This is a genomic window from Streptomyces sp. NPDC092952 (genome assembly GCF_044754785.1).
GTDB lineage: Bacteria > Actinomycetota > Actinomycetes > Streptomycetales > Streptomycetaceae > Streptomyces.
The window spans coordinates 59,412-85,624 of the sequence record NZ_JBIVPT010000004.1 but is presented as its reverse complement, the minus strand read 5'-3'; the positions used below and the strand labels follow the sequence as shown (position 1 = coordinate 85,624).

Sequence of the window (26,213 nt, the reverse complement as noted above, 5' to 3'; positions counted from 1 at the left end):
GTCCCCGCACTCGGTCCCGTACCGTGTGCGGGGACGGACGTGCGTAATGGGGAGGCGGAGAGATGGCCGCGAAGGACCGGGACCGGTTCTCCACCGCGACCCGGCTGCGACTGCTCGGCGAGCAGACCGCCGCCCGCGTCTACCGTTCGCAGAACCGCCGCCAGGCCCGCCGCTCGCGGCTCACCGGCCGGGCGGCGTTCCTGGCGCTCGTCGTCTGCTCCCTGGTGGTCGTGCTCGCGTACCCGATGCGCAGTTACGTCTCGCAGCAGGACGAGATCGCCGACCAGCGGCGCCTCGCGCAGCAGGCCAAGGAACGCACCGAGGAGCTGCGCGACGAGAAGGCGCGGCTCCAGGACGACGCCTACATCAGGCGGCTGGCCCGTACGCATCTGCATTACCTTCTTCCGGGGGAGACCGGCTACACGGTCGTCGACCCCGACGCGGTCAAGGAGCGCCAGGGCCGGACGGACGGCTCCGGCCGCCCCTGGCACTCCAACCTGTGGGACGGCGTCGACAGCGCCGACCGCGGCTGACCTTCCCGCCGCCCGTCCCCGTAGTACCGCAGTTCGAGCAGACCCGATCAGAACCTAGGCAGGCATGGAAACCCCTCCTCCCCAGACCGAGTCCACCGCGCCCACCGAGGCGGACATCGCCGCGTTCCAGCAGCAGCTGGGCCGCCCGCCGCGCGGCCTGCGCGCCATCGCGCACCGCTGCCCCTGCGGCAACCCGGACGTGGTCGAGACGCAGCCCCGGCTGGAGGACGGCACCCCGTTCCCGACGACGTACTACCTGACGTGCCCGCGCGCAGCCTCCGCCATCGGCACGCTGGAGGCGAACGGGGTCATGAAGGAGATGACCGAGCGCCTCGCCACCGACCCCGAGCTGGCCGCCGCCTACCGGGCCGCCCACGAGGACTACATCGCCCGGCGCGACGCCATCGAGGTGCTGGAGGGCTTCCCGAGCGCGGGCGGCATGCCGGACCGGGTGAAGTGCCTGCACGTCCTGGTCGGGCACTCGCTGGCCGCCGGGCCGGGCGTGAACCCGCTGGGCGACGAGGCGATCGCGATGCTGCCGGAGTGGTGGCGCAAGGGCCCGTGCGTCACGCCCTGCGCCCCGCAGGACGGCGCGCCGGACGCGGGCTGACCGCCCTTCTTCCGCGCCCCCACCCCGCGCCCCGTCCGCCGGAGGGGCCCGATCTCCACAGGAGCAGCACCATGACCCGCGTGGCCGCCATCGACTGCGGTACCAACTCCATCCGCCTGCTCGTCGCCGACGCGGACCCGTCCACCGGTGAACTCGTCGAGCTGGACCGGCGGATGGAGATCGTCCGCCTCGGCCAGGGCGTCGACCGCACCGGCCGGCTGGCCCCCGAGGCGCTGGAGCGCACGTTCGCGGCCTGCCGCCGGTACGCGGCGGTGATCGAGGAGTACGGGGCGGGCAAGCCCCGCTTCGTCGCGACCTCCGCCTCCCGGGACGCGGAGAACCGGGACGACTTCGTCCGCGGCGTGGTCGACATCCTCGGCGTCGAGCCCGAGGTGATCAGCGGCGACCAGGAGGCCGAGTTCTCCTTCACCGGCGCCACCCGGGAGCTCGCGGGCCAGGAGCACCTCCCGACGCCGTACCTGGTGGTCGACATCGGCGGCGGCTCCACCGAGTTCGTCGTCGGCGACGACCGGGTGCGGGCCGCCCGCTCCGTGGACATCGGCTGCGTACGGATGACCGAGCGGCACCTGGTCCGCGACGGCGTCCTGACCGACCCGCCGGCCCCCGACCAGGTCGAGGCGGTCAGGGCCGACATCGGGGCCGCCCTCGACCTCGCGGCCGAGAGCGTCCCGCTCACCGGGGCGGCCACCCTGGTCGGCCTGGCCGGCACGGTCACCACGGTCGCCGCCGTCGCCCTGGGGCTGGAGGAGTACGACTCGTCGGCGATCCACCACTCCCGGATCTCCGTCGACCAGGTCGAGGAGATCACCGCCCGGCTGCTCGGCTCGACCCACGCCGAGCGGGCCGCCCTCGGCGCGATGCACCCGGGCCGGGCCGACGTGATCGTCTCCGGCGCGCTCATCCTGCTCGCCGTGATGCGGCGGACCGGGGCCCGCGAGGTCGTGGTCAGCGAGCACGACATCCTCGACGGCATCGCCTGGTCGATCGCGTAACCCCACGGTCCGCCCCGGCCGCCCCCGGCCGCTCCTCCAGCCCTTCGAACACTCCGCTCGGGCGCGCCTTGGCCTGCACCTTTGAGCCCCGGAAGGGCGTGCGGGCGGTGGTTCGAAGGGGGTGCCGCGACAAAGTTCGTGAACTTCTTCACAAGGAATTGGGTCCACGGAAGGGCCGTTCGGCCTCTTGCGGGCCCCGGGAGTCACTCTCGGGGGTGCCGCGCCTGCGGCCCGGCGTGTTACGGAGCGGTTCCCAAGGGGTCGTCGAGGGGCGTGGTCCACCCGGCGGAAAGGGCCAAGGGCCAGCTCACAGGCGGTCAACAACGTTCGCGCCCGGCCCGTGGTTCCCCTGTGGCGCCATGACCTGGGTCACGTGGGCGGCGCAGTGTAGCAGAGGGGCGGCCATACCTTGTGAAGGGGCGCACTAACCCACCCCCGGAGAGGGGTGGATACTCGATGCCATGAGCACCACGGAGCGTCCCAGGATCCTCGTTGTAGGCGGTGGGTACGTAGGCCTGTACGCAGCTCGACGCATTCTCAAGAAGATGCGCTTCGGCGAGGCGACCGTCACGGTCGTCGACCCGCGTTCGTACATGACCTACCAGCCCTTCCTTCCCGAAGCTGCCGCCGGCAGCATCTCCCCTCGGCATGTCGTCGTCCCGCTGCGGCGCGTCCTGCCGAAGGCCGAGGTGCTCACCGGTCGTGTCACCACCATCGATCAGGACCGCAAGGTCGCCACGGTCGCGCCGCTCGTCGGCGAGGCCTACGAGCTGCCCTTCGACTACCTGGTCATCGCGATGGGCGCGGTCTCCCGTACCTTCCCGATCCCCGGCCTCGCCGAGCAGGGCATCGGCATGAAGGGCATCGAGGAGGCCATCGGCCTGCGCAACCACGTCCTGGAGCAGCTGGACAAGGCCGACTCGACGACCGACGAGGAGGTCCGCCGCAGGGCGCTGACCTTCGTCTTCGTGGGCGGCGGCTTCGCCGGTGCGGAGACCATCGGCGAGGTCGAGGACATGGCCCGCGACGCGGCCAAGTACTACACCAACGTGAAGCGCGAGGACATGCGCTTCATCCTGGTCGACGCCGCCGACAAGATCCTTCCCGAGGTCGGCCCGAAGCTGGGCACCTGGGGCCGCGAGCACCTGGAGTCCCGTGGTGTCGAGGTCTTCCTCTCGACCTCCATGGACTCCTGCGTCGACGGCCACGTCGTCCTGAAGAACGGTCTGGAGGTCGACTCCAACACCATCGTGTGGACGGCCGGTGTGAAGCCGAACCCGGCGCTGGCCCGCTTCGGTCTGCCGCTCGGTCCGCGCGGTCACGTGGACACCTCCGAGAAGCTCCAGGTGCAGGGCACCGACTACATCTGGGCCGCGGGCGACAACGCCCAGGTGCCGGACATGATCGGCCGCCGCGCCGGCAACCCGAACGCCTGGTGCCCGCCCAACGCCCAGCACGCGCTGCGGCAGGCCAAGGTCCTCGGCGACAACGTGATCTCCGGCATGCGGGGCTTCCCGCAGAAGGAGTACAGCCACGCCAACAAGGGTGCGGTCGCCGGTCTGGGGCTGCACAAGGGCGTCGCGATGATCGTCATGGGCAAGATGAAGATCAAGCTCAAGGGCCGTCTCGCCTGGTACATGCACCGTGGCTACCACGGTATGGCGATGCCGACCTGGAACCGCAAGATCCGGATCTTCGCCGACTGGACCCTCGCGATGTTCCTCAAGCGCGAGGTCGTCTCGCTCGGCGCCATGGAGACGCCGCGCGAGGAGTTCTACGAGGCCGCCAAGCCGGCCCCGGCCCCGGCCGCCGCGAAGGCCGAGGGCGAGAAGGCCAAGGCCTCCTAGCCCGCCCGCGGGCCCACTCGCCCGCGTCCCGTCCGAAGGGGCCGTCCGCCATCCGTGGTGCGGACGGCCCCTTCGGCGTGTCCGGATGGATGCGGTGTACAGCTTTTTACCGTTCCGTTGCGTGGTAGCGGGACGGATGCCGCCCGGTGGAGTGTTGAGGGGTACGGACCTCGCCGGGGCGCACAGGTGTCCGGCGTGGTTGCATGCATGTTCGACCAGGTTTGGGCACATTGGAACCACCATCACGGAGGTGTGCGCCATGGGAGACGCCGCATTGCGGCTGACCGCTCTCGCCGAGGAGTTTCTGGGAGAAAAGCTGCCGGTCCGTATCCGGGCCTGGGACGGCAGCAGTTCGGGACCGCCCGGCGCCCCCGAGCTGATCGTCCGGCACCGCCGCGCGCTGCGCCGGCTGCTCTGGAAGCCGGGCGAACTGGGCCTGGCCCGCGCCTGGGTGGCCGGCGACCTCGACGTCGAGGGCGATCTGTACGAGGCCCTGGGCCTGCTGGCCGCACTGATCTGGGAACGGGACGACGGAGCCGGCAGAACCGGGACCGGGCTTCTGGACCCGGTCCGCGACCCGAAGGTACGGGCCTTCGCCAAGGGGCTGCTGCGCATGGCCGGCCCCTGGACCCCGCCGCCCCCTCCGGCCGAGGAGATGAGCCGCCGCACCGGCCCGCTGCACACCAAGGGCCGCGACAAGGCCGCCATCAGCCACCACTACGACGTCGGCAACGACTTCTACGCCCTGGTCCTCGGCCCGTCCATGGTCTACTCCTGCGCCTACTGGGAGGACGGCTCCACCCTGGAGGACGCCCAGCGCGACAAGCTCGACCTGGTCTGCCGCAAGCTCGGGCTGAAGGAGGGCGACCGGCTGCTGGACGTCGGCTGCGGCTGGGGCTCCATGGCCGTCCACGCCGCCCGCGAGTACGGCGCCCGGGTCACCGGGGTCACCCTCTCCGGCGAACAGGCCGCCTTCGCCCGCAAGCGCATCGCGGAGGAGGGGCTGACCGACCGGATCGAGATCCGCGTCCAGGACTACCGGGACGTCAGGGACGGCCCCTACGACGCGATCTCGTCCATCGGCATGGCCGAGCACGTCGGCTCGGTCCGCTTCCGCGAGTACGCCGACGACCTGTACGCCCTGCTGAAGCCCGGCGGACGGCTGCTCAACCACCAGATCGCCCGCCGCCCCGAGCCGGACGAATCCGCCTACCACGTGGACGCGTTCATCGACGCCTACGTCTTCCCGGACGGCGAACTGGCCCCGCTGGGCCGGACCGTCAGCACCCTGGAGGAGGCCGGCTTCGAGGCCCGGGACGTCGAGTCGCTCCGCGAGCACTACGCGCTGACCCTCCGACGCTGGGTCGCCAACCTGGAACGGCACTGGGACCGGGCGGTACGGATGACCTCGCCCGGCCGGGCGAGGATCTGGCGCCTCTACATGGCCGCCTCCGCCCTCTCCTTCGAGCGCAACAGGATCGGCGTCAACCAGATCCTGGCGGTGCGCCCGGCGGAGGGCGGGACCTCCGGGCTGCCGCTGCGGGCCCGCGCCTGGACGGCACCCGCGAGCGGCTGACCCCGGCGGGACGGGCCGGTGACGCGAACGGGGGCCGGTGCGCGCAGCGTACGTACACTGCGCGCACCGGCCCCCGGCCGTGCTCCGCGGGACTGCCGCGGCCCCGCTACTGCGACTTGATCGCGGTCAGCATGTTGAGCTTCGCGGCGCTCCGGGCCGGCCAGAGCGCGGCCAGCACGCCCACCGCCCCCGCCAGCGCCAGGAAGATCGCGATCCGGCCCCACGGGAGGACCAGCACGTACCCCGGGATGTCCGAGGCGATGGTCTTCCCGATCGCCCAGCCGAGGAACACCCCGAGCCCGATCCCGATCACCGCGCCGAAGAGCGAGATGACCACGGCCTCCAGCCGGATCATGCGCTTCACCCGGCGCCGGTCCAGCCCGATGGCCCGCAGCATGCCGATCTCCTGCTGGCGCTCGAAGACCGACATCGCCAGGGTGTTGACGACCCCGAGGACCGCGATGATCAGGGCCATCGCCAGCAGCCCGTACATGATGTTCATCGCGAGGTTGACCGAGCCGCCGAACATGTTGCGGATGTCCTGGCGGTCCATGATGCTCACCGCCGGGTTGTTGCCCAGCGCGTCGACCACGGCCTGCTCGTTGGCGCCGCTCGCGCCGCCGTCCGTCGTCAGCCAGATCTCCTGGATGTTGGCGGTCCTGCCGTGCTCGGCGGCGATGTCCGTCGAGACCAGGACCGGCGAGAGGAAGGCGTTCTCCTCGAAGACGGCGCCGACGCGCAGCTCGCCCTTCTTCCCGTCGTCGAACTTCACCGGCAGGGTGTCGCCGGTCTTCCAGCCCTTGGACTTCGCGGTCTTGTCGGAGACGGCGATCCCGCCCTTGCCGAGCGTGTCGAGCGAGCCGGAGAGGGTCTTCAGCGAGAAGACCTTCTCCAGGTCCGCGGGGGAGACGGCGGAGGCGCCCTGGTAGTCGCCCTTGACCTCGATGCCGGTGTACTGGTTCGGCGAGATGGCCGAGACCTTGCCGGCCTTCTCCAGCGCGGTGAGCGCCGACGGGTCGAGGGAATGGCCGTTGGCCATCGTCACCATGTAGTCGGCCTTGAGGTTGTCCGTCGTCGCCCGGTCGACCGCCTGGCCGAGGGTGACGCCGAGCACCGAGATGCCGGTGACGAGGGTGAGGCCGATGGCCAGCGCGGAGGCGGTGGTGCCGGTGCGGCGCGGGTTGCGGACCGCGTTCTGCGCGGCCAGCTTCCCGGAGACGCCGAACACCTTCCGCAGCAGCGGGCGGACCAGGGCGATCACCGGCCGGGAGAGCAGCGGGATCAGCACGATGATGCCGATCAGCGCGAGGAAGGCACCCGCGGCGATGACGGTCCGGCCGGTCGAGTCGCCCTTGACCGCGCCGCCCACGACGGCCGCGAAGCCCAGCAGGCTGATCACCGAACCGATCGAGTTGCGCAGCACCAGGGACTTCACGGTGGCCGTCGCGTGCACGCTGTTCATCGCGGCGACCGGCGGGATCTTCGCGGCCCGGCGGGCGGGCAGCCAGGCGGCCACCACGGTGACCACGACACCGACGGCGAACGAGGCGACGACCGCGGTGGGCGAGACGACCAGCGGGCCGGCCGGGATCTTGGCGCCGAACGCGCCCATCGCGGAGCGCAGCCCGGTCGCGAGGCCGAGTCCGAGGACGAAGCCGACGACCGAGGCGATCACCCCGACGAAGGCCGCTTCGAGCAGCACCGAGCGCTTGACCTGGCGGCGGGAGGCGCCGACGGCGCGCATCAGGGCCAGCTCCTTCGTGCGCTGGGCGACCAGCATCGTGAAGGTGTTGGCGATCAGGAAGACGCCGACGAACAGGGCGATGCCGGCGAAGGCCAGCAGCATGGTGTTGATGCTGCTCAGGCTGCGGGTGATGTCCGAGGCCTGCTCGTCCGCGAGCGCCTGGCCGGTCTTGGCCTCGGCGTCCTTGGGCAGCAGCGGCTTCACCTCGGCCAGCAGCTTGTCGGCGGAGGCGCCGGGCGTCGCCGAGACGGTGACCTCACGGAACTCGCCGGGGCGCAGGTAGAGCTTCTGGGCGACCTCGGTGTCGAAGAGCACCAGGCTGCCGCCCGCGTTGACCGCGCCGTCCTCGGTGGTGAAGACACCGGAGAGGGTGTACTCCTTCACCGGCCCGTTGGTGGCGACCCGGACCCGGTCACCGACGTGGTACTTGCCCTTCTCGGCGGTGTCCGCGTCGAGCGCGATCCGGTCGGCGGCGGCCGGCCCGGTGCCGTCCGTGAAGGTGTACGCGGGGTCCTTGCCGTCCTTGGCGGGGGAGTAGTTGGCCCCGGTGTTCGACCAGCCGTTGCCGATCAGCTTGCCGTCGGGGTCGGCGACCCCGGCGAAGCCGGAGACCCGGCCGGTGGCGGTCTTGACGCCCTCCAGGCCCTGGATCTTCGCCAGGGTGGCGGTGTCGACGCCGCGGGACTTCTCGTCCTCCTGGTCGGCGTACGTGGTGACGGCGACGGCGACGTCGTCGTAGCTCTTCGCCGACTGGTTGCGCAGGGCGTTGCCGAGGGAGTCGGTGAAGACCAGGGTGCCGGAGACGAAGGCCACGCCGAGCATCACGGCGAGGACGGTCATCAGCAGCCTGGCCTTGTGCGCGAGCACATTGCGCAGGGCGGTACGGAACATGTCTGTCAGTCCTGGGATCGGGAAGTGGTCCGGAGGTCGCGGGGCAGGGCGGGCATCAGCTGGTGCGGCCCTTGGCGTCGAACGCCTTCATCCGGTCCAGGACCCCGTCCGCGGTGGGGTGCATCATCTGGTCGACGATCCGGCCGTCGGCGAGGAAGATGACCCGGTCCGCGTAGGAGGCGGCCGCCGGGTCGTGGGTCACCATCACCACGGTCTGGCCCATCTCGCGCACCGAGTTGCGCAGGAAGCCGAGGACCTCCGCGCCGGAGCGGGAGTCCAGGTTGCCGGTCGGCTCGTCACCGAAGATGATCTCCGGCCGGGAGGCCAGGGCGCGGGCCACCGCGACGCGCTGCTGCTGGCCGCCGGAGAGCTCGGTGGGCCGGTGGGTCAGCCGGTCGGAGAGCCCGACCATGTCGATGACCCGGCGCACCCACTCGGCGTCGGGCTTGCGGCCCGCGATGTCCATGGGGAGCGTGATGTTCTCGTGCGCGGTCAGCGTCGGCAGCAGGTTGAACGACTGGAAGATGAAGCCGATCTTGTCCCGGCGGAGCTGGGTGAGCTGCTTGTCCTTGAGGGCGCCGAGCTCGGTGTCGCCGATCCGTACCGAGCCGCTGCTGAAGCTGTCCAGCCCGGCCACGCAGTGCATCAGCGTGGACTTGCCGGAGCCGGAGGGGCCCATGATCGCGGTGAACTCGCCGCGCGGGAAGTCCACGGTGACCCGGTCCAGGGCGGTGACCCTGGTCTCGCCCTCTCCGTAGACCTTGGACAGATCCGTGGCGCGTGCGGCCACCGTGGTGACGCTGGGTGCGGTGGAAATGGTGGTCACGGGACTCTCCTGATTCGGGCTCCGGCCGAGGCTCGTCCGGCCTTGTTCGGGGACTGTTCGGTACCCCTCAATCCTCCTGGCCGTCCCGGCGCGGATCGTCAGTCCGCATGCCCGTTCCTCGGGCCGTCTTGAGTCGCATCGACGGTTCCCGGGGTCATCCTGCGGTATGACACCCTCCCCGAGGCCCGTCACTCGGGAGGGCTACAACGGGGGCGGCCGGAGAGGCGGCGGACGGGCGGTCGGAGCGCCCCTTACCCGGTCGGGTGGCGTGCGCGTGGCGAGAAGAGGCGTACGCCCGGCGGCCGCGCCGCCCGAGTGCGGCGACTTTACGTCAATTCGGCTGGCTTGCCGCCGTGCCCCATACCCTGCCCGGGCATGTGACGATGCCCCTTCAGAAGCACTGACGAGTCCTCAAGCGGTCAATAAAATAAGACAACATCGCCCCAGAGATCCGCTGTTCGGGCGAGGTACCCCGATAGGGTCATGTGCCAACGCGGAGCCGCGCGCCAGCCTGGATGGTGGAATGCAGACACGGCGAGCTTAAACCTCGCTGCCCCTCGGGGGCGTACCGGTTCGAGTCCGGTTCCAGGCACCACTTCTCACCGGTCGGCCGGATGGATCCGCCGCTTCCGCCGCATCTCCCCGGCCCCGGGGCCCTGCCCCGGCGCGGCCCGAACCCGCCGTTTCGACTGCGCCCCCTTGTTCGAGTGAGTCGATGCCGTACCGGTTGGTCTGAACGTTACTGGACCGCGGGCTGGAGGGTAAGGGGCGATCCGGAATTCCGCCGGGGGCGCGTTCGGGGCGCATAGAGCTGCGACATGTATGAATTGCGAAATTATGCAATTAGCTACATGCTTTGTTCTGAAGTGCCTGCGATCCGAGCGGGTGAGTCCGGCGTGCCGAACTGCGTCCCGGAGCCTCCGGGGCCGAAGGGGGTCCGAGATCGTGCCGGTTCCGGGAAGCCCAGGTCATCACGGAGTACATGTCCTCTCCTTACGGCTCGCGCACCGGGTGCGCGCGCTCCTGCCCCGCCGTTCCGACTTCGCGGCCATGCGCCGCAACCCGCGCCGCGACCTGCTGGCCGGGGTCACCGTCGCCATCGTGGCCCTCCCGCTCGCGCTCGGCTTCGGGGTCTCCTCCGGGCTCGGTGCCGAGGCGGGGCTCGCGACCGCGGTGGTGGCCGGGGCGCTGGCGGCGCTCTTCGGCGGCTCCCACCTCCAGGTCTCCGGGCCGACCGGGGCGATGACGGTCGTGCTGGTGCCGATCGTCGCCGCGTACGGGCCCGGCGGCGTGCTGACCGTCGGGGTGCTGGCGGGGATCCTGCTGATCGGCCTCGCCCTGCTGCGGGCGGGCCGGTACATGCGGTACGTGCCGGCGCCGGTGGTGGAGGGCTTCACCCTGGGCATCGCCTGCGTCATCGCGCTCCAGCAGGTGCCGGGCGCGCTCGGCGTGCCCAAGCCCGAGGGCGAGAAGGTGCTGGTGGTGGCCTGGCGGGCGGCAGGGGAGTTCGCGAAGGCGCCGAACTGGACCGCACTCGGCCTCGCCGCCGGGGTGGCGGCCGTGATGCTGCTGGGCGCCCGGCTGCGGCCCACCGTCCCGTTCTCGATCGTCGCGGTGATCGCCGCGACCGTGGCCGTCGAGGTGTTCGAGCCGTCCGGGGCGCGGCCGATCGGCGCGCTGCCGTCCGGGCTGCCCGTCCCCTCGCTGGACTTCCTCGACACGGCGGCGCTGGGCTCGCTGCTGGCGCCCGCCGTCGCGGTGGCCGCGCTCGCCGCGCTGGAGTCGCTGCTGTCGGCCACCGTCGCCGACGCAATGGCGGCCGGTCAGCGGCACGACCCGGACCGCGAGTTGTTCGGGCAGGGGGTCGCGAACCTGGCCGCCCCGTTGTTCGGCGGTGTCCCGGCCACCGCCGCCATCGCCCGTACCGCGGTCAACGTCCGTACGGGTGCGGGCTCGCGGCTCGCGGCGCTCACCCATGCCGCCGTCCTCGCCGTGATCGTCTTCGCGGCGGCCCCGCTCGTCTCCCGCATCCCGCTCGCCGCGCTGGCGGGCGTGCTGGTGGCCACCGCGATCCGCATGGTCGAGGTCGGCGCGCTGCGGGCGATGGCCCGCGCCACCCGGTCCGACGCCGCGGTCCTGGTCCTGACAGCCGTCGCGACCCTCGTCCTCGACCTGGTCCAGGCGGTGATCATCGGCCTGGTGGTGGCCGGGGCGCTGGCCCTGCGGGCGGTGGCCGGACAGGCCCGGATGGACCGGCTGGAACTGCGCGCCGAACTCCCCGGCGACCACGGCGAGGAGGAGTACGCGCTCCTGGCCGAGCACATCGTGGTCTACCGGATCGACGGTCCGCTCTTCTTCGCCGGGGCCCACCGCTTCCTCCTCGAACTCTCCGAGGTCGCCGACGTCCGGGTGGTCGTCCTGCGGATGTCGCGGGTCACGACCGTGGACGCCACCGGCGCCCTGGTCCTCAAGGACGCCGTGCAGAAGCTCGCCCGGCGCGGCATCACCGTCCTGGCCTCCGGGATCAGGCCCGGCCAGCGCCGGACGCTGGAGGCCGTGGGCGCCCTGGAGCCGCTGCGTCCCTACGGACGGGACTACCCCACCACCCCCGAGGCGGTCGCGGCGGTCCGCGCCCGTCTCCGGGATGCCGGAACCATGCCCGTCCCCGGGGAGGTGTCCGGGGCATAGGGCGCAGGGGCACGGGGAGCGCGGGGGCGGAATCGTCGAGCCGGATGTCCGGGTTGGCGAAAGTTGGCAATTCGCGAGGTCGGCATGGTGGGGCGGGCGCGCGAGGATGGCCCCATGGCGAAATGTTTTGGGTGGACGCGAAGCACGGGACACGCACGGCCGCGACGGGCCGACCGGTCGGCCGGGACCGGGGACGCGAGGCCGCTGCGATGAGTACGCCGCTCTACCAACTGAAGGCCGAGTTCTTCAAGACCCTCGGCCACCCCGTACGCATCCGGGTGCTGGAGCTCCTCAGCGAGCGGGAGCACGCGGTCTCCGAGATGCTGTCCGAGATCGGCGTCGAGCCCGCCCACCTCTCGCAGCAACTGGCCGTCCTGCGCCGGGCGAACCTGGTGGTCACCCGGCGGGAGGGCTCAGGGGTGTACTACTCGCTGGCCAACCCCCAGGTCGCGGAGTTGCTGAAGGTCGCCCGGACGATCCTCTCCGGGGTCCTCGCCGGCCAGGCCGAGCTGCTGGCGGACCTGCGCGCGGCGGAGTAGCGCGAGGGGCGGGCGACGCGCCGGGGCCTACACCGCCCCGGCGCGGTCGGGCGGGGCGACAGGCGGTGGCGTCGGGCTGTCGGTTGCGTAAAGATCCTCCCCAAGCACTAGTCTGATTGTTTTGCCTACCCATTACTCTTGTGGGAAGGCCGCGCAGGGCGGCCATGGAGGAGTGAGATGAGGAGCAGCAACCCGGTCTTCTCGCGACGGGGCTTCAGCCGCGACAACGGATACGCGGGCTTCAACACGGCGCCGCAGGCCGGGGCCCCCGCAGCGGGCGCCAACCCGTACGCGCAGGGCACCGCCGCGAACCCGTACGCCACCAACCCCTACGCCCAGCCGGACGCCCAGTACGGCGGCGCCCCGCAGGCACCGACGCGCACCGGCGCGATGACGATCGACGACGTCGTCACGCGCACGGCCATCACGCTGGGCACCGTGGTGCTCGGCGCCGCGGCCGCCTGGTGGCTGCTGCCGGTCGACGAGGCGAACCTCGGCAAGTCGTACGGCATCGCGATCGGCGCCGCCCTGGTGGCGTTCGTCCTGTCGCTCATCCAGTCCTTCAAGCGCAAGCCGGTTCCGGCGCTGATCGTCTCGTACGCGGCCTTCGAGGGCGTCTTCCTCGGAGTGATCTCCAGCGCGGTCAGCACGTACATCGGCCCGGGCGTCGTGATGCAGGCCGTGATGGGCACCATGTGCGTCTTCGCCGGTGTGCTCTTCGCGTACAAGATGCGCTGGATCCGCGTCACCCGCCGGTTCTACGGCTTCGTGATGGCCGCGGCCATGGGCTTCATGCTCCTGATGATGGTGAACCTGCTGTTCTCCGTCTTCGGCGGCGGTGACGGCCTGGGCTTCCGCAGCGGCGGTCTCGGCATCCTCTTCGGTGTCATCGGGATCATCCTCGGCGCGTGCTTCCTGGCCCTGGACTTCAAGCAGGTCGAGGACGGCATCGCCTTCGGCGCCCCCCGCGAGGAGTCCTGGCTGGCCGCCTTCGGCCTCACCATGACCCTGGTGTGGATCTACCTGGAGATGCTGCGTCTGCTCTCCATCCTCAGCGGCGACGACTGATCCGTCGGCTCCGCGCCCGTACGACCCGTACGAAGGAACGGCCCGCAGGCACACCGCCTGCGGGCCGTTCCCGCTCTCCGGGGCGGTCGGTGGCCGGGGGGCGGTCCCGTTGGCCACCGTCCCGCCGGGGCGCGTAGGGTCGCGGGGTGCTCGATACGACCCCGCTGAACATCGCCGTCGACCGCTTCGCCGACCGGCTGCGCGCCGCCCCGCAGAGCCGGCTGCGGCGTGGTGCCGCCGCCGAGGGCCTGGCCGCGGCCCGGGAGCTGGCGCGGCGCGCCCAGCTGATCGAGGCGCCGGACCGGGAGCCGTACGTGATGCCGGACGCCGGGCTCTTCACGGTCGGCGACCAGCTCGCCGTGGCCGGGCGCGATCTGGCCCTGGCACTGGAAACGGCCTCGTCGGCGGAGCTGGACGAGGCCGTGCGAGAGGTGAACGAGGCCGCCACGCGCGCGTTCGCGTAGCGGCGGGAGCCGGGGCGGCCGGGGCGCCGCGCCCGGTCAGAGCGAGGCGATGACGCGGTCGGCGAGGATGTAGACGTTCTCCGTGCCGCAGGAGAACGTCAGGGCGTACGCGCCGGAGACGCCGGAGCCGCCGAGCAGGACCGGGTGCTCACCGGCGAGCAGCGAATCGGCCAGCCGCTCGGCCGTCTCGCGGTGGCCCGGGGTCATACAGAGCGTGGTGCCGTCGGCGAAGACGTAGACGTCGAGCGTGCCGAGCGGGCCGGGGCGCACGTCGGAGAGCTCCGTACGGTTCTCGGCCAGCTCCTCCAGGCGGAGCACGGTGCGCTCGTGGTCGGTGACGACCGGGGTCCGCACCGGTACGAAGTCGGGGTGCGAGGGGTGCCGGCGGCGGGCGGCGGCCAGCTCGGGGGAGTCCTCGGCGACCTCCGCCGGGCCGGGCAGCTCGACCGGCTCCGCGGACTCGGCCAGCTCCGCCAGCTCGTCGAGGGCCTCGGCGGTCTCGGCGTCGATCGCTTCGAAGCCCACGAGGTCGGCCTGGCGGGGCAGGAAGTACGCGGCGTCCTCGCCCAGGCCGGTCAGCCCGCCCAGCAGGGAGGGGGCGTCGGCGGCGTCGCGGGCCTCCTGGGTGGCCCAGAAGGCGCGGGCCTCGGCCAGCTCGCGCTCCCGCTCCTCGGCGAGGGCCTCGGCGACGGCGGCGCGTATCTCGGCGACGGGGGTGGCGTCGCAGCCCCGGTTCTGCGCGGGCACGGTGGCACCGCGCCCGCGGGCGTCCTCGGCCAGCTCGGTACGGAGGGCCTTCACCTGTCCCCGCAGCCCGTGAGCAGCATGCAGAGCGGCGACGCCCACGGCCGTGGCGGCGGCGGTGGTCAGCAACAGGGCAACAGACATGGCGCTCACTGACATACTCCCGGTTTCAATCGATCCCCGACGTTCCTACCTCAGCTTGGCCCCCGAGCGCGCCCGGTGTCAGTGCATTACGTCACGAATTGGACAGGTCTTTGGGCCTCGGGTTTAACCCCAATACGGCTGCGACCTGCGGATATGCCACTCCCCCAGGAGAAAGGTCACATCCTGGGGGAGATTCGGTCACGCTCGGAACTCGGCCGGGACCGGCCGGATCCGGCCCGTATCGGCCGGATCCCGTCGGGCCGGTCCCACGGGACCGGCCGGGGCGCCGGGTGTCAGCTGAGCCGCTCGATGATCATCGCCATGCCCTGGCCGCCGCCCACGCACATGGTCTCCAGACCGAACTGCTTGTCGTGGAACTGGAGGCTGTTGATCAGGGTGGTGGTGATGCGGGCGCCGGTCATGCCGAAGGGGTGGCCGACGGCGATGGCGCCGCCGTTGACGTTGACCTTCTCCAGCGGCAGGCCGAGGTCGCGGTAGGAGGGGATCACCTGGGCGGCGAACGCCTCGTTGATCTCGGCCAGGTCGATGTCGTCGATGGTCAGCCCGGCCCGCTTCAGCGCCTGCTTGCTGGCCTCGACCGGCCCGTACCCCATGATCTCGGGGGAGAGGCCGCTGACGCCGGTCGAGACGATCCGGGCCAGCGGGGTCAGGCCCAGCTCGCGCGCCTTGGTGTCGGACATGATGACGAGCGCGGCGGCGCCGTCGTTGAGCGGGCAGCAGTTGCCCGCGGTGACCAGGCCGTCCGGGCGGAACACCGGCTTCAGGCCCTGCACGCCCTCCAGCGTGACGCCCGCGCGCGGACCGTCGTCCTTCGAGACGACCGTGCCGTCCGGGGTGGTGACCGGGGTGATCTCCCGCTCCCAGAAGCCCTTCTTCAGGGCCTCCTCGGCGAGGTTCTGCGAGCGGACGCCGAACTCGTCCATGTCCTGGCGGGTGACGCCCTTGAAGCGGGCCAGGTTCTCCGCGGTCTGCCCCATCGCGATGTACGCGTCCGGCACCAGGCCGTCCTCGCGCGGGTCGTGCCAGCCCTCGCCGCCCTGCTCCGCGCGGGCCGCGGTGCGGGCCTCGGCGTCGGCGAACAGCGGGTTGTGGGTGTCGGGCCAGCTGTCGGAGTTGCCCTTCGCGAACCGGGACACCATCTCGACGCCCGCCGAGATGAAGACGTCGCCCTCGCCGGCCTTGATGGCGTGCAGCGCCATCCGGCTGGTCTGGAGCGACGACGAGCAGTAGCGGGTGATCGTGCAGCCGGGAAGGTGGTCCATCCCCAGCTGCACCGCGACGATGCGGCCCAGGTTGTTGCCCTGCTCGCCGCCGGGGAGGCCGCAGCCGAGCATCAGGTCGTCGATGTCCCGCGGGTCCAGCTCGGGGATCCTGTCCAGTGCGGTCCGGATGATCGTGGCGGTCAGGTCGTCCGCGCGCAGGTCCTTCAGCGAGCCCTTGAAGGCCCGGCCGATCGGGGAACGGGCGGCAGAGACGATCACTGCTTCGGGCATCACGCGGCTCCATGGGTGCTGGAAGGCGGGTTCTGACGGGTACGGGCGCTCCGGCGGGTACCGAATGGGAAGTTACCTGTACGTACGGCATCGGGTCACCGGGCAGTGCGTGTGACGCCGCCCTCTTTTCTAAGCGACCGCTCGGTCGATCCCCCGGGCCGGGTCGCCCGGAGGGCCGTCGGACCGGCCGCTCAGTCGACCGGCCGAGGGGTCTCGGGAGGCACTCCCGCGCCGTCGTCGCGGGCGGTCCCGGGGGGCGGTGCGTCCGTACGGTCCTTCCGGACGGACGCGGGGGGTGCTTCCGCGTCCGTCTCCATTCTCCCGTGCGGGGCGGGCTCCGCCGCGGTGGGCAGACGCCGCCGCCTGCGGTGCTTGAGCAGTGCCCAGGGCGCCCGCGCCCCCGTGACCTCCGTACCGGCCTCCCGGGCCGCCCGGGAGGCCGCCTTGGCCACCGGCAGCATGTCCTCGCGCCGGGCCCCGTCCAGCCGGTCGGACTCCGGCCACAGCCCCAGCGCCGCGCAGAGCGTCGGCAGCACGGCCATCGCCGCCGTGGCGTACCCCTCCGCCGACGGGTGGTAGTTGTCCGGGCCGAACAGCTCCCGCGGATTGGCCTCGAACTCCGGCCCGAGCAGATCGCCCAGCGACACCGTGCGCCCGCCCTGCTCCACCGAGCCGATCGTCTGCGCCGCGGCCAGCTGGCGGCTCACCCGCCGGGCCAGCCAGCGCAGCGGCTGGTAGACCGGCTCGATCGTGCCCAGGTCCGGGCAGGTGCCGACGACCACCTCCGCGCCCGCCGTCCGCAGCCTGCGCACGGCGGTGGTCAGGCAGCGCACCGACTGGGTGGCCGGGATGCGGTGCGTCACGTCGTTCGCGCCGATCATGATCACGCAGACGTCCGGGACCCCGGAGGAGTCGGAGAGCAGCAGCGACACCTGCCGTTCCAGATCGTCCGACCGGGCCCCCGGCTGTCCCACGTTGCGCAGGTCGACCGGACGCTCGGAGACCGCCGCGAGCCCCGAGGCCAGCAGTGCCCCCGGGGTCTGCCCGGCCCGGCGGACCCCCTGCCCGACCGCCGTCGAATCCCCCAGCAGCCCCAGCCGCAGGGGTTCCGCGGGCCCCGCGAACGCCACCCCGTACCGGCCGTCCGCGCTCGGCGGCACCGGTGCGATACCGCCGCCCACCTGCCGCTTCGCCAGGTGGACCTCCGCCAGCAGGACGCCGACCGCCGCGGCGCCGAGCAGTCCGATGCTGCCCCCGCCGTAGGCCGCGCCCGCCGCGATCCGCCGTGCCACTCGTGCTCTTGACACAGTCCGGTCCACCTCCTCGTCGCCGTACCCCGTACATACAGCTAACTGCCCCGTGCGGACGGTCGCTCAATCGCCTGTCCGAAGGCTTCGCCCGATCCCCCGCCCGTACGCATACGCTTGCCGGACCATTACGGAGACCCCGGAGTAGACGGTGCAATTCCACGATTCGATGATCAGTCTCGTCGGCAACACCCCGCTGGTGCGGCTGCGCAATGTGACGGCCGGTATCCAGGCGACAGTCCTGGCGAAGGTCGAGTACTTCAACCCTGGAGGCTCGGTCAAGGACCGGATCGCCCTGCGCATGATCGAGGCCGCCGAGCAGAGCGGCGAGCTGGAGCCGGGCGGCACCATCGTCGAGCCGACCAGTGGCAACACCGGTGTCGGCCTGGCGATCGTCGCCCAGCAGAAGGGGTACAAGTGCATTTTCGTGTGCCCGGACAAGGTGTCCACGGACAAGATCAATGTGCTGCGCGCCTACGGTGCCGAGGTCGTCGTCTGCCCGACGGCCGTCGACCCCGAGCACCCCGACTCGTACTACAACGTCTCCGACCGGCTGGTCCGTGAGACCCCCGGGGCCTGGAAGCCGGACCAGTACTCCAACCCCAACAACCCGCGTTCCCACTACGAGACCACCGGTCCGGAGCTGTGGGAGCAGACGGAAGGGAAGATCACCCACTTCGTCGCGGGCGTCGGCACCGGCGGCACGATCAGCGGTACCGGCCGCTATCTGAAGGAGGTCAGCGACGGTGCGGTGAAGGTGATCGGCGCGGACCCGGAGGGCTCGGTCTACTCCGGCGGCTCCGGGCGGCCCTACCTCGTCGAGGGCGTCGGCGAGGACTTCTGGCCGAGCGCCTACGACCGCACGGTCACGGACGAGATCGTCGCCGTGTCCGACAAGGACTCCTTCCAGATGACCCGCCGCCTCGCCAAGGAGGAGGGGCTGCTGGTCGGGGGCTCCTGCGGGATGGCCGTGGTCGGCGCGCTGGAGGTGGCCAAGCGGCTCGGCCCGGACGACGTGGTCGTCGTCCTGCTGCCGGACAGCGGCCGCGGGTACCTCAGCAAGATCTTCAACGACGAGTGGATGGCCGACTACGGGTTCCTGGAGGACTCCGGCCCGTCGGCCCGGGTCGGGGACGTGCTGGACCACAAGGAGGGCCCGATCCCCACGCTCGTCCACATGCACCCCGAGGAGACCGTCGGCGAGGCGATCGACGTGCTGCGCGAGTACGGCGTCTCGCAGATGCCGATCGTGAAGCCGGGGGCCGGGCACCCGGACGTGATGGCCGCCGAGGTCATCGGTTCGGTGGTGGAGCGGGAGCTGCTGAACGCGCTCTTCGCGCAGAGGGCCTCGCTCGCCGACCCGCTGGAGAAGCACATGTCGCCGCCGCTGCCGCAGGTCGGCTCCGGCGAGCCGGTCGAGGACCTGATGGCGGTGCTCGGCGGTACGAACACGGCGGACGCGGCGATCGTGCTGGTGGAGGGCAAGCCGAAGGGCGTGGTCAGCCGCCAGGACCTGCTGGCCTTCCTCGCGAAGGACGCGTCGGCCGGCAAGGCGTAGGGCGCGTCCGGCGGATCACGGCCGGGCTTCGCGAAAACGGTACGAGGACGACACACGCGCGCAGCACCGGCTTAACACGGGTCCGGCAGATTGGCGGGTGTCGGCGGGGAGGCCCGCCGGCACCCGGAACGGCGACACGGACTACGGAGCGGCTCCCGGACCTCCACCGTCGCCAGGACGCGGCCACCGGCCCTGACCCGGACCGCGTCCGCCGCGGGGACCGCCGTCGTCCCGCCCCCTGGGATTCCCGGGGGTGCGGCGGTCCCCGCGTCGGTTCCGGGCTCCCCGGGCCTGTCCCGGACCTCAGTCCTCCCAGTCGGATGCCGTGCGGCGCGCGCCACTCCGATGGCCGTGGCCGCGGAGCGCCTGCACCGCGTTGACGGCGACGATCCCCAGCCAGGCGACGATCAGTCCCCCGGTACCGGCGGTCGAGGCGCCGATGGCCGACAGCGGGACGGCCAGGACCAGCGAGACGATCCCGAATCCATGGCGCTCGGCGAACTCCGCCGGCCGGTGCTGCGGATGCCGCTCCCGCCGGACGACGTCCACCCGCCGCTCGGCGAGATGACGGCGCACCCGGCGGTCGAGCATGTGGTCCATCCGCTGGTCGACCTTCTCCAGGAAGGACTCCACGAGCGCGGGCTCGTACTCCGGACCCAGCTCCTCGCGGGCCCGGAGGGCGGCGTCGAGCTCGCTCCTGAGCTCGGGGTCTCCGGATTTCATGCCCTTCAGGCTAGGAGCCGCCCGCCCCGCGCACAGTGGGGCTGTCCCCCCTCTTCTCCCGGGGGAGCGCCGTACGGCCGGGCCGGCCGGGAATCCGGAAAGTCGTCCGTAACATCCGCCCCCGCCGGTGCGTGTACCTGGTGGGAACAGTTCCTGGGGGACGGACGGATGCGCGGAGGGAAGGGGGGACGATGCCAACGGGGGCCGAGGATTTCGACGCGTTCTACACGGCCACGGCGAAGAGGGTGGTCGCCACCGTCTACGCCACGACCGGCGATCTGGCGGAGGCGGAGGACGCGGTGCAGGAGGCGTACGTACGGGCCTGGCAGCGCTGGGACCGGCTGGTGCGCGAGGGGGACCCGCTGCCCTGGGTGCGGACGGTGGCGGTCCGGCTGGCGATCAGCACCTGGCGCAGGACGCGCAACCGGGTGCGCGCCCACTTCCGGCACGGCCCGCCCGCGGACGCGCCCGGCCTGTCGGCGGACCGGGTGGCGCTGCTGGAGGCGCTCGGTGAGCTGACCGCCGAACAGCGCCGGGCCGTGGTCCTGCACCATCTGCTGGACCTGCCGGTGGAGGACGTGGCGCGGGAGACGGGAGTGTCGAACGGTGCGGTACGGGCCCGGCTCCACCGGGCCCGCAAGGTGCTGGGCGAGCGGCTGGCCGATCCCGTGGCCACCGCCGGGCGAGTGAGGAGTGCCGACCATGGCTGAGGTCGAGGAACTGCTGGACGGTGTCCCGGTGCGGCTGCCCGCCGCCGAGGAGATCCGGCGGCGCGGGCAGCGGCGCCGGACGCGCCGCAGGGCGGGGGTGGCCACGTTGTGCGCGGCCGCGCTGCTGACCGGCGCGTGGGCCGTGCTGCCGGACGGGGCGGACCGGTCGCAGGACCGCCGGGGCGCCGTGGCCACCGCGCCGGAGAACCCGTTCCGCAAGAACGGCGTGGTCCAGAACCTGCCCCCGCAGGAGGTACCGCTGTACGGCACCTGGCACTGGAAGCAGACCGACGGACGGCCCGTCGCCTCCGGCGAGCGGGGCGACCTCCTGAACCGGGCGGGGCTCGCGGAGTTCTGCATGAACACCATGACCGGGAAGGGGCCCGACAGGGCCGCTTACACCTCGGGGTACCGAGGGGCGCGCGGTGCCGTGGCCCGGCAGTGCGTCGTCGACTACAGCCCGCGCGCGGACGTGGCCCGGGACGAGCTGCTGGCGGTCTTCACCCGCCTGGAGACGGAGGGCCTGCGCCGCGTGTCCGGCGAACCGGCGGACGTGCCGGACGGATCGGACCGAACACCCGAGGACATACCGGAGGAACTGGCGGACCAGCAGGGGACCCTCGCCTGGGCCGGGAAGGTGGAGGGCCATACGCTGCGGGTCTTCACGCAGCGGTGGAAGTCCTGGGTCTCGGTCGTCGCGATCGTGGACGGCGCGTCCTGAGCGGTGCGTCCTCGCGCCGGGGCGGTACGGCCCCGGGTTCCGGCGGTCCGGTGCCCCGGCTGCATATGGACATGCAGCTGCCATCCTGACTGAATGGATGTGCCGGCCCGCAGGGATGCGCCGGCGCCGGACCGTCCGGACCGGGGCGCGCCGCGTCGACGTACGGACGGGCCCGCGGACCGGCGGGGTCCGGGGATCGACAGGTTATCGACGGGTTCACGGGCCGACGGGTCCATGGACCGACCGAGGGGACAGCATGAGCGGGAGCGGCCCGGCCGCACGGTTGCAGCGGCTCTTCGAGGGGCACCGGCTCACCCCCACCCAGCGCCGTATCGCGCACTCGATGGTGCGCAGGGCCGGGGACGTGCCGTTCCTGTCGAGCGTGGAGCTGGCCGAGCTCGCCGGGGTCAGCCAGCCGTCCGTGACCCGGTTCGCCGTGGCGCTCGGCTTCGACGGCTATCCGGCGCTCCGCAGGCACCTGCGGGAGATCGCCCCCGCCGGGGCCGCGCCCGGCGACGGGGACGACGTGCCCAACGAGTACCAGCAGGCGGTGCTCGGCGAGATCGAGAACCTCCGGCAGCTGGCCGAGCTGCTCGCCGACCCCGGTCCCGTCGAGCACGCGGGCAGGCTGCTGGCGGCCTCGCGCCCGCTGCCGGTCCTCGGGCTGCGGGCCGCCTCCTCGCAGGCGCGCGGCTTCGGGTACTTCGCGGCCAAGGTCCACCCCGACGTCCGGGTGCTCGACGAGGGCGGCAGCATGCTCCAGGACCGGATCGACGCGGCCCGCCGCGCCGGGGCCACCGCGCTGATCTGCTTCGCGCTGCCCCGCCACCCCAAGGAGGTGGTGGACGCCCTCGCGTACGCCCGGGAGCAGGGTCTGACCGTCGTGTCGGTCGCGGACTCCGCCTTCGCGCCCGTCGCCCGCCACAGCGACCTGCTGATCCCGGCCGGTGTCGGTACCGGGCTCGCCTTCGACACCGCGTGCGCCCCCATGCTGCTCGGGCGGGTCCTGCTGGAGGCGATGTGCGACGCGCTGCCCGGCGCACAGGCCCGGCTGGAGGAGTTCGACGCACGGGCGGCGGCCCGGGGGCTGTTCGTCGAGTGAGACCGGCGGCGGGTGCGACGGCCCCGATTCTCCGGGCGCGTACCCGGTACTGAAGAATCGGTTCATGCTCGAACTGCTGCCGGGAACCGGTGTGGGACTGCCGGGCGGAGCCGGGACGCTCCGGTTCGGGACGGGGCCCGAGGAGGCCGTGGCCCTGCTGGAGGCGGCCGCGCCGCGGACGTACTGGGGGCTGCAGTGCGGCTCGTTGACGCTCCGGGAGTACGCCGAACCGCGCCACGCCCATGACGCCTGGCTCTCCGGCTACCTCCACCAGCCGGGCTGGAACGTGGTCGCCGTCTTCGGCGGACTTCAGATGACCCTGGACGGCGGGGGCCCGGATGCGCCGGACCGGCTCGCGGGGATCAGGATCACGGCGTGGGAGTCCGCGGCCGGTGCGGCGGACGCGGGGGTGGTGTGGGACGGCGTCGACCTGTTCGGCCACCCCTCCGAGGAGGTCCTCGCCGTCCTCCCGGAACCGGTCCGGCCGCCCGAGGCGCGCGGCTGGGTGGCCGTGCCGGGACTCTCGCTCCGGCTGGGCGGGGAGCACGTCGCGGCCGGGGAGCCGTGGCACGACCTCGTCCTCAACGGGGACGCGCACGGGGGGTGGGAGCGCTGCTGCCGAGGGCGCTTCGGCTGCCTGAACGGTGGGAACGGCCTGGTCGGGCTCATGCTCTGACCGCCGTGCGGGCTCCTCGCCGTTTCTCAGACGCCACTCATCCGCGCCTACTACCCTCCGCCCGGAGCCGCCCGCGAGGAGCCGGGCGGCCGAGCGGGAAGGGGTACGGAGATGGGGCGCGGAGCGCAGTCGTTGGCGAGGGTGGCCGTGATCGTAAGGGCCGGAGCCGCCCCGCTGTGGTGGCTCGGGCTGCTCGCCGCGGGGATCGGCGCGCTGGTGCCCGGGTTCACCGGCCGCCGGATCGGGCTGCTGGCCGGGGTCGCGCTGTTCCTGGTCACCGCCGCCGTGGTGGCGCTCGTACGGGGGCGGCGGTACGCGGCACTGGCCGCCGGAGCCACCCGCGCCGGGCGCTCCGACTTCCTCCAGGACCGCGCCGTCACCGTACGCGCCTGGCGGCGCGGCCACCGGTGGTGGCTGCTCGGGGCGTTCCTCCTGGCGGTGGCGAGCGCGTTCCTGCTGCCCGGGGCGGGCGGGATGACGCTGGCCGGGGCGGGCGCCGGACTCTGGCTCAAGGCCGTACGGATCGGGCGGCGCGAGCACACGGACGACGTCCTGTACTGGGTGCGCACCGACTGGACGGAGCGCGGGCGGCCCGCGGGCAAGCGGGTCGCGGGCTACCGGACGACCGGGCCGATGGCGGGCGACGCCGCGCCCGGCGGGGCGCGGCGCACCCGCTGATCCCGCGTTACGGCCGGGACGGGTACGGCCGGGGCGGCTGTGGGGGAAGCTGCCGGGGCGAGGGTGCGGAGGGGGCGGCGGGGGCCGGGCATCCGGAGGGCGCCGGCGGGGCGGCGCGGCGCTCGGGGGCGTCGATCAGCGCGCCGATCCGGGCGGCCGCCCGGCGGCCCTCGGCGCGGAGGCGGTCGATGTCGATCCGGTCCTCGGCGAACAGGGTGAGCACGGCCGATTCCCCCGCGGTGTACGCGGCCAGACAGCCGGACTCGCCGCGCACGAGGAACTCGCCGAAACCGCCCCGGTCGGCCGCCTCCGTCATCCGGACCGCGACACCGAGGGCGCTCGCGGTCAGCGCGGCGACCGTCTCGGGCTCTATCTCGGGGGCGTCATGGGCCAGTACGAGACCGTCGGTACCGGCGACCAGGGAACCGGACACGAGCGGTAACCCGGCGCGTAATCGGCGGAGTTCGGCCAGCACGTTCTCCGGCCCGGACTCGGGTGTCGGCGGCTGCTTCGCCCCGGCGCGCAGCCTGAGTGCTCGGATCACAGAAGCCTCCCATGGGGTACGAACCGGTCCGGGAGGATGCCCGAGGACGGGCGGAGCCCTTCCCGGGACCGGGGTTCGGTGTGACCACGAGGCTACGCATCGTGCATCCCCCGGAAGAGGGTTCGGGCAAATTCCACCGGCACATGCACCGGGGCACGGGTGTGCGCCGAGGGCGCGCGCCGGAGCCGATGGAGCGACCCCGTGCGCGGGGCGGACGGGGACACGGCCGCCGTGCGACGGTGCGCGACTGTTGACTACAACTATTCATGACACCAGGATGTGAATGGAGAGCTTACAGTCGCGAGGAGGCATCGCCATGTCAGGACCCCGCCCCGTACGGGCACCGCGCGGTACGGAACTGAGCGCCCTGGGGTGGCAGCAGGAAGCCGCCCTGCGCATGCTCCAGAACAACCTGGACCCCGAGGTCGCCGAGCACCCCGACAAGCTCGTCGTCTACGGCGGCACCGGCAAGGCGGCCCGCGACTGGCGCTCCTTCGACGCGATGGTGCGCACGCTGCGGACGCTCAAGCAGGACGAGACGATGCTCGTCCAGTCCGGCCGCCCGGTCGGCGTCATGCAGACCCACGAGTGGGCGCCGCGCGTCCTGATCGCCAACTCCAACCTGGTCGGCGACTGGGCGAACTGGGAGGAGTTCCGCCGCCTGGAGGCGCTCGGGCTCACCATGTACGGCCAGATGACCGCCGGTTCGTGGATCTACATCGGCACCCAGGGCATCCTCCAGGGCACGTACGAGACCTTCTCCGCCGTCGCCGCGAAGAAGTTCGGCGGGACGCTGGCCGGCACCATCACCCTGACCGCCGGGCTCGGCGGCATGGGCGGTGCCCAGCCGCTCGCCGTGACCATGAACGACGGCGTCGCGATCTGCATCGACTGCGACCCGCGCGCCATCGAGCGCCGGATCGAGCACCGCTACCTCGATGTGCGCGCCGACTCCCTGGAGCACGCGCTCCAGCTCGCCACCGAGGCCCGGGACGCCCGCCGCCCGCTCTCCATCGGCCTGCTCGGCAACGCGGCGGAACTGCTGCCCCGGATGCTCGCCGAGGGCGCCCCGATCGACATCGTCACCGACCAGACCAGCGCGCACGACCCGCTGGCCTACCTCCCGCTCGGCGTCGACTTCGACGACATGGCGACGTACGCCGCCAAGGACCCGGCCGGCTTCACCACCCGCGCCCGGGAGTCCATGGCCCGGCACGTCGAGGCGATGGTCGGCTTCATGGACGCCGGGGCCGAGGTCTTCGACTACGGCAACTCCATCCGCGGCGAGGCCCAACTCGCCGGATACGGGAGGGCGTTCGACTTCCCCGGCTTCGTACCCGCCTACATCCGGCCGCTGTTCTGCGAGGGCAAGGGCCCCTTCCGCTGGGCCGCCCTGTCCGGTGAGGCGTCCGACATCCACAAGACCGACCGGGCGATCCTCGACCTCTTCCCGGAGAACGAGTCGCTGCACCGCTGGATCAGGATGGCCGGCGAGCGGGTCCACTTCCAGGGGCTGCCCGCCCGGATCTGCTGGCTCGGCTACGGGGAGCGCGACCGGGCCGGCGAGCGCTTCAACGACATGGTGGCCAGCGGCGAGCTGGCCGCACCGCTGGCCATCGGCCGCGACCACCTGGACTGCGGCTCCGTGGCCTCCCCGTACCGGGAGACCGAGGCCATGCTCGACGGGTCCGACGCGATCGCCGACTGGCCGCTGCTCAACGCCATGGTCAACGTGGCCTCCGGGGCCTCCTGGGTCTCCCTCCACCACGGCGGCGGCGTCGGCATGGGCCGCTCCATCCACGCCGGGCAGGTCACCGTCGCCGACGGCACACCGCTCGCGGGCGAGAAGATCCGCCGTGTGCTCACCAACGACCCGGGCATGGGCGTCATCCGGCACGTCGACGCCGGGTACGACAGCGCGGCGGCGGTCGCCGCCGACAAGGGCGTACGGGTCCCGATGACGGAGGACGGCCAGTGAGCCTGCCTTCCGGAG

The 26,213-nt window shown here is 72.5% G+C and carries 23 protein-coding genes and 1 tRNA gene; 17 read left to right on the top strand and 7 right to left on the bottom strand.

The window, feature by feature from the left end:
- Nucleotides 1-62: 62 nt before the first annotated feature.
- The 5 genes from ACIQGQ_RS11400 to ACIQGQ_RS11380 all read left to right on the top strand — a co-directional run bounded on the left by ACIQGQ_RS11400 (nucleotide 63) and on the right by ACIQGQ_RS11380 (nucleotide 5,579).
- Entirely contained in the window at nucleotides 63-533 is a 471-nt protein-coding gene (locus tag ACIQGQ_RS11400) for a septum formation initiator family protein (protein ID WP_402393632.1), read from the top strand.
- A 64-nt stretch (nucleotides 534-597) separates the two neighbouring features.
- Nucleotides 598-1,143: a DUF501 domain-containing protein gene (locus tag ACIQGQ_RS11395; RefSeq protein WP_402393629.1), complete on the top strand. Its 546-nt coding sequence runs from the start codon at nucleotides 598-600 to the stop codon at nucleotides 1,141-1,143.
- Between the two features lie 71 nt (nucleotides 1,144-1,214).
- Nucleotides 1,215-2,156: an exopolyphosphatase gene (locus ACIQGQ_RS11390; protein WP_402393626.1), complete on the top strand. Its 942-nt coding sequence runs from the start codon at nucleotides 1,215-1,217 to the stop codon at nucleotides 2,154-2,156.
- Nucleotides 2,157-2,617: 461 nt separating this feature from the next.
- Nucleotides 2,618-4,003 (top strand): NAD(P)/FAD-dependent oxidoreductase, encoded by a 1,386-nt coding sequence (locus ACIQGQ_RS11385; protein ID WP_366292118.1) that lies wholly within the window; start codon nucleotides 2,618-2,620, stop codon nucleotides 4,001-4,003.
- Nucleotides 4,004-4,262: 259 nt separating this feature from the next.
- The gene (locus ACIQGQ_RS11380) at nucleotides 4,263-5,579 is read left to right on the top strand and encodes a class I SAM-dependent methyltransferase (protein ID WP_402393622.1); all 1,317 of its coding nucleotides are present in this window, start codon (nucleotides 4,263-4,265) and stop codon (nucleotides 5,577-5,579) included.
- A 106-nt stretch (nucleotides 5,580-5,685) separates the two neighbouring features.
- Here the strand turns inward: ACIQGQ_RS11380 and ACIQGQ_RS11375 are convergent, their stop codons facing one another.
- Both ACIQGQ_RS11375 and ACIQGQ_RS11370 read right to left on the bottom strand, forming a co-directional pair.
- Nucleotides 5,686-8,214, bottom strand: a complete 2,529-nt coding sequence (locus ACIQGQ_RS11375; RefSeq protein ID WP_402393620.1) for an ABC transporter permease — start codon at nucleotides 8,212-8,214, stop codon at nucleotides 5,686-5,688.
- A gap of 55 nt (nucleotides 8,215-8,269) precedes the next feature.
- Nucleotides 8,270-9,040: an ABC transporter ATP-binding protein gene (locus tag ACIQGQ_RS11370; RefSeq protein ID WP_402393617.1), complete on the bottom strand. Its 771-nt coding sequence runs from the start codon at nucleotides 9,038-9,040 to the stop codon at nucleotides 8,270-8,272.
- Nucleotides 9,041-9,549: 509 nt separating this feature from the next.
- On the opposite strand from ACIQGQ_RS11370, the gene ACIQGQ_RS11365 reads away from it, so the two are divergent.
- From ACIQGQ_RS11365 to ACIQGQ_RS11345, 5 genes are all read left to right on the top strand, one after another.
- Nucleotides 9,550-9,635 (top strand) — tRNA-Leu (locus ACIQGQ_RS11365).
- Between the two features lie 455 nt (nucleotides 9,636-10,090).
- Nucleotides 10,091-11,728, top strand: a complete 1,638-nt coding sequence (locus ACIQGQ_RS11360) for a SulP family inorganic anion transporter (RefSeq protein WP_402393615.1) — start codon at nucleotides 10,091-10,093, stop codon at nucleotides 11,726-11,728.
- A gap of 209 nt (nucleotides 11,729-11,937) precedes the next feature.
- The gene (locus ACIQGQ_RS11355; RefSeq protein ID WP_352276968.1) at nucleotides 11,938-12,267 is read left to right on the top strand and encodes a metalloregulator ArsR/SmtB family transcription factor; all 330 of its coding nucleotides are present in this window, start codon (nucleotides 11,938-11,940) and stop codon (nucleotides 12,265-12,267) included.
- A gap of 177 nt (nucleotides 12,268-12,444) precedes the next feature.
- Nucleotides 12,445-13,335: a Bax inhibitor-1/YccA family protein gene (locus ACIQGQ_RS11350; protein ID WP_402393612.1), complete on the top strand. Its 891-nt coding sequence runs from the start codon at nucleotides 12,445-12,447 to the stop codon at nucleotides 13,333-13,335.
- 146 nt (nucleotides 13,336-13,481) lie between these two features.
- On the top strand, nucleotides 13,482-13,799 hold the full coding sequence (locus ACIQGQ_RS11345; RefSeq protein WP_402393609.1) for a hypothetical protein: 318 nt from the start codon (nucleotides 13,482-13,484) through the stop codon (nucleotides 13,797-13,799).
- A gap of 36 nt (nucleotides 13,800-13,835) precedes the next feature.
- On the opposite strand, the gene ACIQGQ_RS11340 is transcribed toward ACIQGQ_RS11345, so the two are convergent.
- The 3 genes from ACIQGQ_RS11340 to ACIQGQ_RS11330 form a co-directional block, all read right to left on the bottom strand.
- Entirely contained in the window at nucleotides 13,836-14,687 is an 852-nt protein-coding gene (locus tag ACIQGQ_RS11340; protein ID WP_402393606.1) for a hypothetical protein, read from the bottom strand.
- A gap of 293 nt (nucleotides 14,688-14,980) precedes the next feature.
- Nucleotides 14,981-16,201: an acetyl-CoA C-acetyltransferase gene (locus ACIQGQ_RS11335; protein ID WP_402393603.1), complete on the bottom strand. Its 1,221-nt coding sequence runs from the start codon at nucleotides 16,199-16,201 to the stop codon at nucleotides 14,981-14,983.
- A 191-nt stretch (nucleotides 16,202-16,392) separates the two neighbouring features.
- Complete coding sequence (locus ACIQGQ_RS11330) at nucleotides 16,393-17,493, bottom strand: SGNH/GDSL hydrolase family protein (protein ID WP_402394790.1); 1,101 nt, start codon at nucleotides 17,491-17,493, stop codon at nucleotides 16,393-16,395.
- Nucleotides 17,494-17,659: 166 nt separating this feature from the next.
- Between ACIQGQ_RS11330 and ACIQGQ_RS11325 the strand changes: the two genes are divergently transcribed.
- Complete coding sequence (locus ACIQGQ_RS11325) at nucleotides 17,660-19,066, top strand: cystathionine beta-synthase (RefSeq protein ID WP_402393601.1); 1,407 nt, start codon at nucleotides 17,660-17,662, stop codon at nucleotides 19,064-19,066.
- A 303-nt stretch (nucleotides 19,067-19,369) separates the two neighbouring features.
- On the opposite strand, the gene ACIQGQ_RS11320 is transcribed toward ACIQGQ_RS11325, so the two are convergent.
- A complete protein-coding gene (locus tag ACIQGQ_RS11320) occupies nucleotides 19,370-19,789 on the bottom strand; it encodes a hypothetical protein (RefSeq protein ID WP_402393598.1) in 420 nt (139 codons plus the stop codon).
- Between the two features lie 191 nt (nucleotides 19,790-19,980).
- On the opposite strand from ACIQGQ_RS11320, the gene ACIQGQ_RS11315 reads away from it, so the two are divergent.
- From ACIQGQ_RS11315 to ACIQGQ_RS11295, 5 genes are all read left to right on the top strand, one after another.
- Nucleotides 19,981-20,499: a SigE family RNA polymerase sigma factor gene (locus ACIQGQ_RS11315; protein ID WP_402393596.1), complete on the top strand. Its 519-nt coding sequence runs from the start codon at nucleotides 19,981-19,983 to the stop codon at nucleotides 20,497-20,499.
- A complete protein-coding gene (locus ACIQGQ_RS11310; RefSeq protein WP_402393593.1) occupies nucleotides 20,492-21,220 on the top strand; it encodes a hypothetical protein in 729 nt (242 codons plus the stop codon). Before ACIQGQ_RS11315 ends, ACIQGQ_RS11310 begins: the two co-directional genes overlap by 8 nt.
- Before the next feature lie 256 nt (nucleotides 21,221-21,476).
- Nucleotides 21,477-22,322, top strand: coding sequence for a MurR/RpiR family transcriptional regulator (locus tag ACIQGQ_RS11305; RefSeq protein ID WP_402393590.1), 846 nt, complete (start codon nucleotides 21,477-21,479; stop codon nucleotides 22,320-22,322).
- A 64-nt stretch (nucleotides 22,323-22,386) separates the two neighbouring features.
- A complete protein-coding gene (locus tag ACIQGQ_RS11300; protein WP_402393585.1) occupies nucleotides 22,387-22,998 on the top strand; it encodes a hypothetical protein in 612 nt (203 codons plus the stop codon).
- Nucleotides 22,999-23,109: 111 nt separating this feature from the next.
- Entirely contained in the window at nucleotides 23,110-23,676 is a 567-nt protein-coding gene (locus ACIQGQ_RS11295; protein ID WP_402393583.1) for a hypothetical protein, read from the top strand.
- 7 nt (nucleotides 23,677-23,683) lie between these two features.
- Here the strand turns inward: ACIQGQ_RS11295 and ACIQGQ_RS11290 are convergent, their stop codons facing one another.
- A complete protein-coding gene (locus tag ACIQGQ_RS11290) occupies nucleotides 23,684-24,220 on the bottom strand; it encodes a roadblock/LC7 domain-containing protein (RefSeq protein ID WP_402393580.1) in 537 nt (178 codons plus the stop codon).
- A gap of 316 nt (nucleotides 24,221-24,536) precedes the next feature.
- Here ACIQGQ_RS11290 and hutU point away from each other — a divergent pair, with 316 nt between their 5' ends.
- Nucleotides 24,537-26,198: a urocanate hydratase gene (gene hutU, locus ACIQGQ_RS11285; protein ID WP_402393577.1), complete on the top strand. Its 1,662-nt coding sequence runs from the start codon at nucleotides 24,537-24,539 to the stop codon at nucleotides 26,196-26,198.
- Nucleotides 26,199-26,213: the final 15 nt, after the last annotated feature.

What these genes read in the sequence shown, in the direction of transcription:
- ACIQGQ_RS11360 (WP_402393615.1), top strand. Translation starts at nt 10,091, where the DNA reads ATGCGCCGCAACCCGCGCCGCGACCTGCTGGCCGGGGTCACCGTCGCC.
- ACIQGQ_RS11305 (WP_402393590.1), top strand. Translation starts at nt 21,477, where the DNA reads ATGAGCGGGAGCGGCCCGGCCGCACGGTTGCAGCGGCTCTTCGAGGGG.
- ACIQGQ_RS11335 (WP_402393603.1), bottom strand. Translation starts at nt 16,201, where the DNA reads ATGCCCGAAGCAGTGATCGTCTCTGCCGCCCGTTCCCCGATCGGCCGG.
- ACIQGQ_RS11315 (WP_402393596.1), top strand. Translation starts at nt 19,981, where the DNA reads ATGCCAACGGGGGCCGAGGATTTCGACGCGTTCTACACGGCCACGGCG.
- ACIQGQ_RS11380 (WP_402393622.1), top strand. Translation starts at nt 4,263, where the DNA reads ATGGGAGACGCCGCATTGCGGCTGACCGCTCTCGCCGAGGAGTTTCTG.
- ACIQGQ_RS11385 (WP_366292118.1), top strand. Translation starts at nt 2,618, where the DNA reads ATGAGCACCACGGAGCGTCCCAGGATCCTCGTTGTAGGCGGTGGGTAC.
- ACIQGQ_RS11295 (WP_402393583.1), top strand. Translation starts at nt 23,110, where the DNA reads ATGGGGCGCGGAGCGCAGTCGTTGGCGAGGGTGGCCGTGATCGTAAGG.
- ACIQGQ_RS11320 (WP_402393598.1), bottom strand. Translation starts at nt 19,789, where the DNA reads ATGAAATCCGGAGACCCCGAGCTCAGGAGCGAGCTCGACGCCGCCCTC.
- ACIQGQ_RS11390 (WP_402393626.1), top strand. Translation starts at nt 1,215, where the DNA reads ATGACCCGCGTGGCCGCCATCGACTGCGGTACCAACTCCATCCGCCTG.
- ACIQGQ_RS11350 (WP_402393612.1), top strand. Translation starts at nt 12,445, where the DNA reads ATGAGGAGCAGCAACCCGGTCTTCTCGCGACGGGGCTTCAGCCGCGAC.
- ACIQGQ_RS11355 (WP_352276968.1), top strand. Translation starts at nt 11,938, where the DNA reads ATGAGTACGCCGCTCTACCAACTGAAGGCCGAGTTCTTCAAGACCCTC.
- hutU (WP_402393577.1), top strand. Translation starts at nt 24,537, where the DNA reads ATGTCAGGACCCCGCCCCGTACGGGCACCGCGCGGTACGGAACTGAGC.
- ACIQGQ_RS11340 (WP_402393606.1), bottom strand. Translation starts at nt 14,687, where the DNA reads ATGTCTGTTGCCCTGTTGCTGACCACCGCCGCCGCCACGGCCGTGGGC.
- ACIQGQ_RS11310 (WP_402393593.1), top strand. Translation starts at nt 20,492, where the DNA reads ATGGCTGAGGTCGAGGAACTGCTGGACGGTGTCCCGGTGCGGCTGCCC.
- ACIQGQ_RS11395 (WP_402393629.1), top strand. Translation starts at nt 598, where the DNA reads ATGGAAACCCCTCCTCCCCAGACCGAGTCCACCGCGCCCACCGAGGCG.
- ACIQGQ_RS11375 (WP_402393620.1), bottom strand. Translation starts at nt 8,214, where the DNA reads ATGTTCCGTACCGCCCTGCGCAATGTGCTCGCGCACAAGGCCAGGCTG.
- ACIQGQ_RS11300 (WP_402393585.1), top strand. Translation starts at nt 22,387, where the DNA reads ATGCTCGAACTGCTGCCGGGAACCGGTGTGGGACTGCCGGGCGGAGCC.
- ACIQGQ_RS11400 (WP_402393632.1), top strand. Translation starts at nt 63, where the DNA reads ATGGCCGCGAAGGACCGGGACCGGTTCTCCACCGCGACCCGGCTGCGA.